The 11849-nt window shown below is 63.5% G+C and carries 14 protein-coding genes and 1 riboswitch; of the genes, 11 read left to right on the top strand and 3 right to left on the bottom strand.

Features of this window, described 5'->3' with window-relative positions; all coding sequences use genetic code 11:
* The first annotated feature begins 6 nt into the window (after positions 1 to 6).
* From JOE60_RS01935 to JOE60_RS01910, 6 genes are all read left to right on the top strand, one after another.
* Positions 7 to 219, top strand: coding sequence for an MbtH family protein (locus tag JOE60_RS01935; RefSeq protein ID WP_142936941.1), 213 nt, complete (start codon positions 7 to 9; stop codon positions 217 to 219).
* The gene (locus JOE60_RS01930) at positions 216 to 1196 is read left to right on the top strand and encodes an ATP-binding cassette domain-containing protein (RefSeq protein WP_167265429.1); all 981 of its coding nucleotides are present in this window, start codon (positions 216 to 218) and stop codon (positions 1194 to 1196) included. The genes JOE60_RS01935 and JOE60_RS01930 overlap by 4 nt, the downstream gene beginning before the upstream one ends.
* Positions 1193 to 1993 (top strand): ABC transporter permease, encoded by an 801-nt coding sequence (locus JOE60_RS01925; protein ID WP_167265431.1) that lies wholly within the window; start codon positions 1193 to 1195, stop codon positions 1991 to 1993. The genes JOE60_RS01930 and JOE60_RS01925 overlap by 4 nt, the downstream gene beginning before the upstream one ends.
* Positions 1990 to 2757 carry a 4'-phosphopantetheinyl transferase family protein gene (locus JOE60_RS01920; RefSeq protein ID WP_167265433.1) on the top strand — a complete coding sequence of 256 codons (768 nt, stop codon included), beginning with the start codon at positions 1990 to 1992 and terminating at the stop codon, positions 2755 to 2757. Before JOE60_RS01925 ends, JOE60_RS01920 begins: the two co-directional genes overlap by 4 nt.
* Positions 2758 to 2786: 29 nt before the next feature.
* Positions 2787 to 3554, top strand: a complete 768-nt coding sequence (locus JOE60_RS01915; RefSeq protein WP_167265435.1) for a type 1 glutamine amidotransferase domain-containing protein — start codon at positions 2787 to 2789, stop codon at positions 3552 to 3554.
* An 87-nt stretch (positions 3555 to 3641) separates the two neighbouring features.
* Positions 3642 to 4217 (top strand): hypothetical protein, encoded by a 576-nt coding sequence (locus JOE60_RS01910; protein ID WP_167265437.1) that lies wholly within the window; start codon positions 3642 to 3644, stop codon positions 4215 to 4217.
* A 41-nt stretch (positions 4218 to 4258) separates the two neighbouring features.
* Here the strand turns inward: JOE60_RS01910 and JOE60_RS01905 are convergent, their stop codons facing one another.
* On the bottom strand, positions 4259 to 5296 hold the full coding sequence (locus JOE60_RS01905; RefSeq protein WP_167265439.1) for a universal stress protein: 1038 nt from the start codon (positions 5294 to 5296) through the stop codon (positions 4259 to 4261).
* A 415-nt stretch (positions 5297 to 5711) separates the two neighbouring features.
* On the opposite strand from JOE60_RS01905, the gene JOE60_RS01900 reads away from it, so the two are divergent.
* Positions 5712 to 6398 carry an NAD(P)/FAD-dependent oxidoreductase gene (locus JOE60_RS01900; protein WP_167265441.1) on the top strand — a complete coding sequence of 229 codons (687 nt, stop codon included), beginning with the start codon at positions 5712 to 5714 and terminating at the stop codon, positions 6396 to 6398.
* 116 nt (positions 6399 to 6514) lie between these two features.
* Here JOE60_RS01900 and JOE60_RS01895 read toward each other — a convergent pair whose 3' ends face one another.
* Complete coding sequence (locus tag JOE60_RS01895) at positions 6515 to 7306, bottom strand: NlpC/P60 family protein (RefSeq protein WP_167265443.1); 792 nt, start codon at positions 7304 to 7306, stop codon at positions 6515 to 6517.
* 4 nt (positions 7307 to 7310) lie between these two features.
* A riboswitch (cyclic di-AMP (ydaO/yuaA leader) is annotated at positions 7311 to 7473 on the bottom strand.
* 179 nt (positions 7474 to 7652) lie between these two features.
* On the bottom strand, positions 7653 to 8285 hold the full coding sequence (locus tag JOE60_RS01890) for a copper resistance CopC family protein (protein ID WP_167265445.1): 633 nt from the start codon (positions 8283 to 8285) through the stop codon (positions 7653 to 7655).
* 114 nt (positions 8286 to 8399) lie between these two features.
* Between JOE60_RS01890 and JOE60_RS01885 the strand changes: the two genes are divergently transcribed.
* From JOE60_RS01885 to JOE60_RS01870, 4 genes are all read left to right on the top strand, one after another.
* Positions 8400 to 9842 carry an NCS2 family permease gene (locus JOE60_RS01885; protein ID WP_167265447.1) on the top strand — a complete coding sequence of 481 codons (1443 nt, stop codon included), beginning with the start codon at positions 8400 to 8402 and terminating at the stop codon, positions 9840 to 9842.
* 89 nt (positions 9843 to 9931) lie between these two features.
* Positions 9932 to 10879: a formimidoylglutamase gene (gene hutG, locus JOE60_RS01880; RefSeq protein WP_167265449.1), complete on the top strand. Its 948-nt coding sequence runs from the start codon at positions 9932 to 9934 to the stop codon at positions 10877 to 10879.
* A 54-nt stretch (positions 10880 to 10933) separates the two neighbouring features.
* The gene (locus JOE60_RS01875) at positions 10934 to 11398 is read left to right on the top strand and encodes a hypothetical protein (RefSeq protein ID WP_167265451.1); all 465 of its coding nucleotides are present in this window, start codon (positions 10934 to 10936) and stop codon (positions 11396 to 11398) included.
* Positions 11399 to 11542: 144 nt separating this feature from the next.
* Positions 11543 to 11764: a hypothetical protein gene (locus JOE60_RS01870; protein WP_167265453.1), complete on the top strand. Its 222-nt coding sequence runs from the start codon at positions 11543 to 11545 to the stop codon at positions 11762 to 11764.
* Positions 11765 to 11849: the final 85 nt, after the last annotated feature.

Below are 11849 nucleotides of genomic sequence, written 5' to 3'. Positions count from 1 at the left end.
ATCCCCGTGACGAACCCGTTTGATGACACCTCAGCAACCTTCTCCGTCCTGGTCAACGAATACCAACAGCACTCCCTGTGGCCTTCCTTCGCGGCCACACCCAAGGGGTGGGTAGCCATGTTCGGCCCGGACAGCCGGGAAGCCTGCCTGGATTACGTGTCTCAAACGTGGACCGACATGGCGCCCCGCAAGGTTGCCGAGCTGGCTGCCAGCCAGTGATCCGCGTAGACAATGTCCGCAAGTCCTACGGCTCTTTCACGGCCTTGGATGGCTTGACCCTGGATGCCCCCGAAGGCACGGTGCTGGGATTGCTGGGGCCCAACGGCTCCGGCAAAACCACCACCGTCAAGGTGCTCACCACCTTGCTGACCCCGGATTCAGGGGACGCCTGGGTGGCCGGCCATTCGGTCCGCACCGACCCGGAACTGGTCCGCCGCAACCTCGGCCTCTCCGGGCAGTACGCGGCCGTGGATGAAAAGCTCACCGCTTTTGAGAACCTCCACATGGTGGGGCGCCTCTACGGAATGAACCGCCGGAACGCCACGGCACGTGCGCATGAACTGTTGGCAGACTTCCGCCTCACGGACGTAGCAGGCAAACGGGCCGGGGCTTTCTCCGGCGGCATGCGGCGGCGGCTGGACCTTGCCGGCGCGGTAGTGGCCCGGCCCAAAGTCGTGGTGCTGGACGAGCCCACCACGGGCCTGGACCCGCGGGGCAGGCTGGATACCTGGGACGTGGTGGCCGGGCTGGTGTCGGGAGGGACCACTGTCCTCCTGACCACCCAGTACCTTGAGGAAGCAGATCGGCTGGCAGACCACATTGCCGTGATCAACCACGGCTCCGTGATTGCCGAAGGCACTGCCAGCCAGCTTAAGGACCGGGCCGGTTCAGAACGGGTGGACATCACCGTGATGAATGCGGCCGATCTGCGCAGCGCAACCTCCGTGTTGATGGAGGCAACCGGCGGGGTTGCCATTCCGGAGGTGGACGAGGCCGCGTTGAGTGTGTCCGTTGCTGCCCCCGGCGGCCATGGCGTGCTGGTCCGGGTCCTGGCCGAGTTGGATGCACGGTCCCTTCCCGTGACCGAAGCATCCCTGCGCCGCCCCACCCTGGACGACGTCTTCCTCCAGCTCACCGGAGGCTCACCGCAAACCCCCCACCAGAACAGCGAAGACAAGGAAGGGGTGCCCGCATGAGCGTCATCACTGCCGCTGTCCGGGACAGCTCCGTCATTGCCCACCGCAACCTGCTCAATGTTCTCCGCACGCCCGGCGCCCTGGTCACCGGCGTCGTGCAGCCGGTCATGTTCGTCCTTCTTTTGGGCTTCGTCTTCGGCGGCTCCCTGGGTGGTGACCAGTACCGCAGTTTCCTCATTGGCGGCATCCTCGCCCAGACCCTGACATTCAACGCGTCCTTTACGGCCGTGTACCTGGCCAAAGACCTCCAGCTCGGACTCATTGACCGTTTCCGCTCCCTGCCCATGTCCCGGGTGGCGGTGATCCTGGGACGCACCACCTCGGACCTCTACACCAGCGTCATCTCCATCGCGGTTACCCTGCTGTGCGGGATTGCCGTGGGGTGGCGGATGAACACGGGGGCCCTGCAACTGCTCGCTGCGCTGGGCGTCCTGCTGCTCTTCGCCTTCGCGGTGTCCTGGATCGGGGCACTGATTGCCCTCACCGCCCGCAGCGTGGAAGTCGCGCAAAGCCTTGGCCTGGTGTGGCTCTTCCCTGTCACTTTCGTGTCGGGCGCCTTCGTTTCCACCGCTTCGCTCCCGGGTCCGCTGCGTGCCATCGCCGAATGGAACCCTGTGACGTCCGTGGCCACGGCCGTGCGTGGGCTCTTCGGAAACGCCGCACCATCAGGCTTCGTTGCGCCGGGTGGGTGGCCTGCGGACAACGCCCTGCTCTACGCCGTCGCATGCAGCCTTGCCATCATCGCGGTCTTCGCGCCCCTGGCGATCATGAAGTACCGGCGCATCAGCAAGCTGTGAACAGCAAGGCAGGGACCCCCGGCGTCGGATACTTGATCATGCCCTCCGCCGGCGTTGAGGCGGCCTGTTCCGGCGCCGGCGGCATGGACCGCTTCCTCACCGCCGCAGAAAAGAACGCACGACGGCGGTACCGCACCTCTGCGGACAGCCGCGACTATGCGGCGTCCCATGTACTGCTTCGCCTGCTCGCAGCACACCGGCTGGGCCTGGATGCCCTCGATTCGCCGGATCTGGACATCACCCGCCAATGCCCTGGATGCGGCAGTTCAGCCCACGGGAGGACGGCGATGCCTGGAATGTCGCTCAGCCTTTCCCGCAGCAACGGCCTGGTGATGGCGGCAGTGGGACCGGCCGCTGCCAGGGTGGGTGCGGACGTGGAACTGGTTCCTCCGGCACTCTTTGACGGCTTTGATGGCTACGTCCTTTCCCCCGGGACACCGGCCGCCAAGGATGTGCGGGAAAGGATGCGCCAGTGGGTTGCCAAGGAGGCCATCCTGAAGGCGGCGGGGCTGGGACTCAGCGTCCAGCCGTCCACCGTGGCACTGGTTTCCGACGGCGAATCGCGCGGGGTTCTTCGGGCGGAGTGTCCGGATCAACCCCTGGTGCACGGGCTCAGGGTTCATCCCGTCCCGGCCACCCCAACCCACCTGGCTGCCGTTTCTGCCAGGACCATCGACCCGCCCGGGTTGATGAATGCCGCCGAAGTACTGCCTTCCGGCGGTGCCCGGCTGGCTTCAATGAGCTTGCAAATCAGCAAGGCGTAGTGTTGAACACGGACGAAAAGGAGCAATTCATGAAGAAAATCCTCATGGTACTGACCAGCGTTTCCGAGATCGGCGATACCGGCGAAAAGACCGGCTACAACGTGGCCGAGGCAGCACATCCCTGGAAGGTCTTCAAAGATTCCGGGCATTTCGTCGATTTCGCCTCCATCAAGGGCGGCCAGCCACCCCGCGATGAGGTGGACACGGATGACCCCATCCAGGTGGCGTTCACCGAGGACGAGACCACCCGCGCCGGCCTGTACAACACCGCACGCGTGGACGTTGTTGACCCCGGCCAGTACGACGCCGTCTACCTGGTGGGCGGCCACGGAACCATGTGGGACTTCCCGGACAGCGAAGGGCTGCAGAACCTGGTTGCCAGCGTCTACAACGCCGGAGGCCTGGTGGGTGCTGTATGCCACGGACCGGCAGGCCTGCTGAATGTGGAATTGGATAATGGCTTCCGATTGGTCCAGGGCCGCGACGTCGCCGCCTTTACCAACGATGAGGAGGTGGCCGCAGGCAAGGACAAGGTCATCCCGTTCTTCTTGGCAGACCGGCTGGAAGAACAAGGCGCCCGCCACGTGTCCGCCGGTGTCTTCGAAGAAAAAGTCGTCGTGGACGAGCGCTTGGTAACCGGCCAGAACCCGGCCTCCGCCGCGGGAGTCGCCAAGGAGATGGAGAAACTCTTCGCAGAGGTCATCCATCAGGAAAAGGCTGAGGAGCAGCAAGAGGCCGAGGCCCTGCGTGCCGAGAAGGATGCCCAGAAGCAGGCAGCGGCAGACGCGGAAAACTGACCTGTTTTCCATCCAGGAAACGAACTGAGCTGGCGGCTCCCCATGTGGGGGGCCGTCAGCTCTTGGACCTAAGGAACTCTTTCACCCGTGAAACTGCTTCACTATGACGGAAATGCTGATGCGTTCGTCGCCTACAAAGAGGAGTCTGGACGGACGATCCCTCCGCTGCCGGCTGGCCCCGACGCGGTGACATGGTGGCACGCTTCCACAACGGGCCCGAATGAACGTAGCGCTGTGCAATCGGCTGTGACAGTTCCCGGGCGCAAGATCGCCCTTCAATCCCTACCAGAAGTCACTCATGTGGGACCAAGGAGTGCGGCTGAAAACTTAGCCCTCCACAGTCAGCAATTCAAGGATCGCGCATTCGATGGTCTTTTCAGAATTGACCTCCCACCCAACCTCAAGGTGCTGCCCGAGGCCTACGTCGAAAATTTTGGACAACGTCAGATGAGGGAATTCGAGTCCATGCTCCTGAACTCCGGGTGCGATCTGGCCTACACCCTTAATAACAAAGAGGCGGAAAACGAGTGGACAGCCATTATTACTCGTGAAGCATTGGGAAACATCTATGGCACTCCCGGCCCCGGCGTCACCATCGAAAGGGAACCATGGATCCCGCCGCCTTTTGACTTGTACAAGTTCGTCAGCCGAGGCACTCAGTAAAGTCTTCAGTCGTCAGATTCAAACCCACCCTGCTGCTACAGCTAGGCCACGCCCAGCATGGGCCCGAAGTTTGGACGGTCAGCGAGCCGGGGGTCTTCCCTGTCCGGAACCACCAGCACGGGCCCCTTCGCGTGATGCAGAACGCCGTCCGAGGTGGATCCAAGGAGCATTCCTGCGAAGCCACCGCGCCCGCGGGTGCCCAGCACAATCAGTTCCACACCGCGGCTGGTGTCCACCAAAACGTCCACCGGTGAACCATCCCGCAGTTCGGTCTCAATGGGAAGCGACGGGAAGTGGCTCTTCAGCCAGGCAGCACCGGCGTCCAGTTGGACCTTGATATCGGCAAACAGTGCATCCCGGTCCAACGGAGCAGGAACCCAGGCCAACGACCCGCTGTACTGGGGAACGGCGCAAATGACGCGCAGCTTGGCGCCCATGCGCTGTGCTTGCTCGGCCGCTTCCAAAACAGCTACACGGGCCTGCTCAGAGCCATCCACGCCCACAGCAACGATGTTCTCCACGGCCCGCGGGCCGGTCTTGGCGTGTTCGGCCTTGATGTGTTTGTCCTCGGTGCTCTCACCCAGCCTGTTGGCGCAGTAGAGGGGAACCGTAACCGTGGGGCACTTGGCGTGCGCCGGGAGTGCACTGCTGACAGAACCCAGCAAGCGCCCTACGAAGCCGCCGCGTCCCCGGCTGCCGAAGACCAGCAGGGCGGCCTCGGCGGAAAGGTCCAGGAGCACTCCGGCGGCGTCGCCATTCTCCACCGTGGCATCCACGTCAATGTTGTAGGAAGAAACCTTGTCCAGGGCCTGCTTGACGATGGCGTCAGCGCCCTCACGGATGACGGAATCGTCAACGGTAGCGTATCCGCCATCCAGCCCCGAGGCCGCAAAAATAGGAACCGAATACGCGGTCACAATGTGCAGGGGCAACTGGCGGCGCTCCGCCTCACGGGCCGCCCACACCAGGGCACACTGCCCATGCTCCGATCCGTCCACGCCCACAACGATTCCGCCGGGTGCTACAGCCTGGTCCTCGCCATCGTTTGGCACTTCACTGTGTCTACCGTGCTGGTCCATTGGGCCCGCCTCTCCACCTGCTGCTTGATGTTCCGGCTTATTCTGCCAGAGGTTTGGGGCCACCAAATCCCTGGCTCGACACATCCCATAAGCCGGGAAGAAGAACCCTGCGGATTCCGCCTTCCACAGCCCACTATTCTCGCTGGGAGGGGGCGAATCAAGACGCGTCGAAGCTATGTGCATAACGGTCCGGGCTCAGTTCCGGGGACGCCATGATCTGCTCTCAATGAACATCAAAAACACGATGCCGCGAAGGCTATCCTTGGCCGAAAAAGTTCGGTAGTGTTCGAGTCACCGAGTAGCCGGGAACAGTGTTTCAGCACACATCCTGGCTGCTCACTTGCGGCCGCTTGGGGAATCCGGACGCTTTCCCACGCGATGCCGCCAGGCACCCACGTCAAGGAGGAACCAAGCAGTGTCAGTCACGCCTGATTCCGGTGCGGAACGAACCACCACAGTAGTCATTGGAGCCGGCCTCTCCGGTTTGGCCGTTGCGAGCGAACTCAGCCGCTACGGAGTCGGATCAATTGTGGTGGAGGGCTTTGGTGGTCTGACGGGTTCCGGATCGTCCCCCCACACAGGGATGCTCCAACGCTGCGATGTTGCCGATCCCGCCATGCAGGAACGCAGCGAAATTCTCCGCCACCTGCGCAACTACGCAGCCAGCCACCAGCTTGATGTCCGCAGCACCACCCGCGCCGTCCGCCTTGATTTCCTGGGCGCTGACGCAGCCCAGCAGACTGCCCATGGGCTGGCCAGGAAGGTCGCCACAGCCAGCCTGAGCAACGGCCTTGCCTCCGGACCACTGGAAGTAGCACCCCGCCAATGGGCAGTCCACACTGCGCACGGGATCCTGCTGGCAGACCATGTGGTGGTGACGCGCTGCGCCCAGAGCCAACTGCGCCGCATGTTGGCCGAGCTGGGAATTGCCGTGGGACAGAACTTTGCGGCAGCCATGCGTGCACTGGGGATGCACCTGGTGGGAGTGGGAGAACTCATCACACCCACGCCCAAAGAGGTGCTCCGGCAAGCGAAAGCCGTGGGGCAAGCAATCTCCTCCAAGGTGGCGCTCCCGGCCGGACCCGGCATAGCCCTGGCCTGACGGCGAGCAGCAACCCTACATCACACTTTTCCGCACATAATTTAACGCCAAAGGCCGGTATTCTCCGAGGAAGTCATTCCTCGAAGAACACCGGCCTTTGAACTGAAGCGTGAGGCTTATGCGCCTGCGCGTACGTACGTAACGGGACCAGTTGCAGTCAACCAGCTGATGGGGTGGATACCCGTCTGGTTGCCGTTGATGCCACCGCTGATGGCCTGGCCGTTGCCGATGTAGATGGCTACGTGGCCGGACTGGACGATCATGTCACCAGGCTGGGGATCGCTGACAACCCGGCCGTAGTTCATGAACTGCATGGGGGCGAGGTCGCCAACAGGAATACCAGCGGAACCCAGCGCCCTTTCCACCATGGCGGTGCAGTCCTGCATGATGCCGATCTGGGCGTAAGCGGAAGCAACCATGGCTGCGTTCACTCCACCGACGGCGGGAGCAGCGGCTGCGGGTGCAGCAGCCGGAGCAGCAGCGGCGGGAGCAGCTGCAGCAGCCTTGGCAACGGGAGCCGTTGCGGCGGCGGGGGCGACGGCTGCCTTCTTGGCAACAACAGGAGCTTCAACAACCGGAGCCGGCTTTTCGATGACCGGAGCTGCTACGGAAGCAACGGCGGGACGCTCGAAGTTGACGGTGGCGGTGGAGAGTGCGGTGACAACCTTGGTGGGTGCCTCCGAGACGGTCTCTGCCACGGTGGCCGGGCTGGAGTCGCGCTGAACCGGAGCTTCAGCTGCGTGGGCAGCAATGGAGCCGGTCAGGACAAGGCCCGAAGCTGCCGCGATAACAGCTGCCTGGCGGCCAGCGCCGGAAGCGTTGCTGGCAACAGCCTTGGAGATGGAGATGAACGGATTAGGACGTACGCTGTCCGCCTTACGACGGCCGCGAAGAATGCTTGAAGACATGAAAAAAGCCTCTCCCGATGCCTGCGAGGTTAGCTGTCGGATTCGGATGGGAGTCACCCGGCCACTATCCCCCGCTGTTCAGCGGAAGCATCGTGGCTTCACCCCAAGGCGCGCTGGAAGCGGCCTAAATTGGGTTCCCCGTCTCTGCCGTTAGGTTTGTCTGCGAACGGATTCCGGACTGCGGCAGAGCTAGGCAATCAGGCCGGAAGTGCCTGCTACATGGAACAGGCACAGGTACAACCGTACGCGATGATCACGCCGAAGTCACATTTAAGTAACGGGAACTGTTATCTGGGCGTGTCGCGGTAACCGATTCGAGATTTTCGCAGCTACGTAGAAAACCTAGTTATTCCGCGGAATCCCGGTCTTCCGGCGCGTTGGACGCAGCAAGTTTCCTGCGTGCCGTAACAGCCAGGAAAATCACCAGGGCCAAAGCCACTACCGCCAGGACAACGATGCTCCAGGGGAAGGGCTGGGACGCATCCGCCGCCGGAGCGCTGGTTCCGGTCCCGGGAGCGGCGGTGCCCGCCGTCGGGACGGTGTCCGAAGAAGCCCCGGCCCACGGCGAGGCTGCAGCGGTGCCGCCGGTCGCCGTCGTGCTTCCAGTGGTGGCCGTAAACGTGAAGGTGCCTTCGATGGGGTGCGAGTCAGAGCTGACAACCCTCCAGGTCACGGTGTATTCGCCGGCCGGAGCGCCTTCACGCAGTTTTTGCACGGCCTGGTTATCGATGATCTCGACCGAGCCGTCGGCCCAGTTCTGGCCACCTGCGGTGACCGTTACGCCGGAACCGATGGCCAGCGGACGGTTGTTGAACGTGATGGAGACCGACGCCGGTACGGTGGCCACTGTGGTCCCGTTCGCCGGAGCCGAGGATTCGGCGACGTCGTGCGCAGACGCGGGGGCCGCGGAAAACAGCAGGGCGGACGCGAAGGCAAGAGCGGCGACGACGGCGGCCAGAAGCGGACGGACGGTACGCATGGGACGGTTTCTCCTAGTGTTGGCTTCCTTACAGACTAGGCGAATCGTCCGGGCCCCCTGTATTCGGCAACATAGGATTTGAGAGAACACTCCCCCCAATCCCCGGAGACCTTCATGCTGAAACAAGGTTCTGCAGTCGACCGCTACTTCAAGATCTCCGAACGCGGATCTACCTACTCGCGGGAAATCCGCGGCGGTTTTGCCACGTTCTTTGCCATGAGCTACATCGTGGTCCTGAACCCGCTGATCCTCTCCGGGGCAGACTCCAGCGGCGCATCTCTGGGCTTCACCGCCGTGGCTGCAACCACGGCCTTCGTGGCCGGCATCCTGACCATCCTCATGGGCGCCTGGGCCAAGCACCCCTTCGCCGTGGCTACCGGGCTGGGTGTCAACGCCTTCGTTGCCGTCACCGTGGCCTCCCACCCGGGCCTCACCTGGCCGGACATGATGGGCCTGGTGGTCCTCTCCGGCGTCACCATGCTCATCCTTGTATTGACCGGTTTCCGCACTGCCGTCTTCAAGGCCGTGCCGGAGGCGCTCAAGACGGCGATCGTGGTGGGCATTGGCCTGTTCATTGCGCTGATCGGCCTGGTGAATGCAGGTTTTGTGCGCCGCATTCCGGACGCCGCGGGAACAACTGTTCCCCTGGGGCTGGGTGTTGACGGAAAGCTGCTGGGCTGGCCCACCCTGGTGTTCGCCGTGGGCCTCATCCTCACCATCGCGCTGGTGGTCCGCAAGGTCCGCGGCGCCATCCTGATCGGCATCGTCGTTTCCACGGCACTGGCAGCCATCCTCGAATTCACCCTGCACATTGGCCCCAGCTTTGACGGCAAGAACGTGAACCCCCGCGGCTGGTCCCTGGTGGCACCGACGCTGTCTGAATGGGGCGCTCCTGACCTGTCCCTCATCGGCAAGGCGAACCCGTTCGGCGCGTTCCAGCACCTTGGTTTCATTGCCGCGGCGCTGCTGGCTTTCGTGATCCTGCTCAGCATCTTCTTCGACGCCATGGGCACCATGGTGGGACTCGCCAACGAGGCCGGAACGGTGGACAAGGACGGAAACATCCCCAACGTGGACCGCGTCCTGCAAGTTGACGCCCTGGGTGCGATTGTGGGCGGCGGCGCCTCGGTTTCCTCCAACCAGATCTTTGTGGAGTCCGGCGCAGGCATCGGTGAGGGCGCCCGTACCGGCTTGGCCTCAATCGTCACCGGCGCCCTCTTCCTGGTGGCAATGTTCTTCACCCCGCTGATCAACCTGGTCCCGTTCGAAGCCGTGGCTCCGGCCTTGGTGGTGGTGGGCTTCATGATGGTGTCCCAGGTGGGCAGGATTGACTGGCAGGACTGGGGCGTGGGTATCCCGGCCTTCCTGACCATCGCCCTCATGCCGTTCACCTACTCGATTGCCAATGGCCTGGGCGCCGGCTTCATCTCCTTCGTCCTGATCCGCACCTTCCAGGGCCGCGCCCGCGAAGTCCACCCGCTCATGTGGGTTGTTGCTGCCGCCTTCCTTTTGTTCTTCGGCATCGGCACCGTGGAAGAGTTGCTCGGCGTCAAGTAACCGCTCACTGGCGGGGCAAGTCCGGGGTTTCAGACACGGCCCGGCCCGGGATGCTGGTGTCCGCCGCTTTGTTGGGGTGTGCTTGAAGGATGGATACCAGCTCTCCCTCCGTGGATGTCCCGTCGACCCCTTGGACCGGCCGTTTCGACGGTGACGGCCCGGAGCATCGCCGCTGGTGGCAGGCCGTGGAACCACATTCGACGGCGGCCACCGCAGCGGCGGCGAGGCCCGCCGTCGTGCTTGGCTTCTGCAGCGACGCCGGCGTCCTCCGCAACAAGGGTCGGGTGGGCGCGGCCAAGGCACCGGCCGCCATCAGGTCCGCCTTGGGTCCGCTGGCGTTCCACCTTGACCGGGACGTGTTCGACGCCGGTGACGTGGTGGTGGAGGACGACTCACTGGAGGCGGGCCAAGAGCGCGCTGGACGCGCCATTTCTGAACTGCTCGACGCCGGTAACCTCACCGTGGTGCTGGGTGGCGGGCATGAGACTGCGTTTGCAAGCTACCTTGGTGTGGCCGGCTCCGAAGCGGTACGCGGCAAACGACTGGGTGTACTGAATCTGGACGCCCACTTTGACCTGCGCGATGAACCCACGCCGAGCTCCGGAACGCCGTTCCTTCAGATGGCCAACGCGGAAGCTGCCGCTGGGCGCGAACTGCAGTACGCCGTCGTCGGAATCTCAGAGCCGAACAACACACGAACCCTCTTCGACACCGCAGATCGCCTTGGTGTGAAGTACCTGCTCGACGAGGTGTGCTCGCCCGAGGCCGCAGAGGTTTTTGTTACCGACTTCCTGGCGGACGTTGATGTGCTTTACCTGACGATCGACCTTGACGTCATGCCGGCATCCGTGGCTCCCGGGGTGAGCGCGCCTGCCGCGTATGGCGTGCCGCTGCCGGTGATCAGCGCGATCTGCCGGCAGGTGGCTGCGAGCGGGAAGCTGCTCCACATGGATGTCGCAGAGTTGAACCCGGAGTTCGACATTGATTCCAGGACTGCGAAGGTTGCGGCCCGGTTGGTCAACACACTGCTCGCGTAGGCCCCTGTTGCTGGTCTCCTTCTCCGCTTAGCCTATGGGCAGGGAAGGATGGCGATGAGCGCAACTCCTGTGCAGGACAAGTGGGCCTGGGCCTGGGGACTGGTGGCTACCGGTCTTGGGCTGGCCGCACACCTGTCCGCAGGTGGCAGCGCCCCGGCCCTACCGGTCCTCTTGGGGTTCGCTGCACTCTGCTGCCTCGCCGCCCAGCTGACCGCCCGCTGGGTCCATGGGCCGCTCATTCTGCTGCTGATCTCCGGCGTAGCCCAGCAATTGCTGCACTTCGGTTTCGAATCCTTCGGAGGCTTTTTCCCGGGCAACGGCTCCCTGGGCCATCTGCACGGCAGCCCGGACCTTCCGATCGCGCCCACCGGTGCGGCCGCAAGTGGGGGCGACGTTCACCTGATGCTCTACACACACATGGCTGCGGCGATCGTCACACTGTTGCTTGCCGCGGGAGTTTCCAAGCTGGTGGCATCGCATCGTGCTGGGTCGCTTCGAGGAGCGCATCACAGCCCCTGAACCTTCGCTTGGCAGTGGTGCTTTCCCGCGCCCCACTCTGAGACACAGGTCACTCGCTTGCCAGTCATCTTACATTTTTTCGACACCCAGCGATTATGATTGATGGGTCGCCCTCGCAAGCGGCAAGTACTAGGAGGCCCCCCAATGACACCTGTTATGACTTCAGAACGCGAAATTCATCTGTCCTTTTCCAAGGCAGATGAGATCCACGACGGACTTGAACGCGCCGTGGAATCCTTAATCGCGAACGCGGCAGCAGACGCTGCCTGCGGCATCGTGGTGACCCGGCACCAGCCTGGCACCTTCACTGTGGCGCTGGACGAATCCGTTCCCTTCGGCCAGATCCACGAAGTCCTCGCCGCCTGACTGCTTCCGCACTCAGGCTGCGAAGCCAAAAAACGGGGCCCGTTGCCTTCCGCCACTACTACCTGCGGAAGGGAACGGGCCCCGT

It is taken from the genome of Paenarthrobacter ilicis (genome assembly GCF_016907545.1).
Classification (GTDB): Bacteria; Actinomycetota; Actinomycetes; order Actinomycetales; family Micrococcaceae; genus Arthrobacter; species Arthrobacter ilicis.
This window is presented reverse-complemented; position numbering and strand designations above follow the sequence as displayed.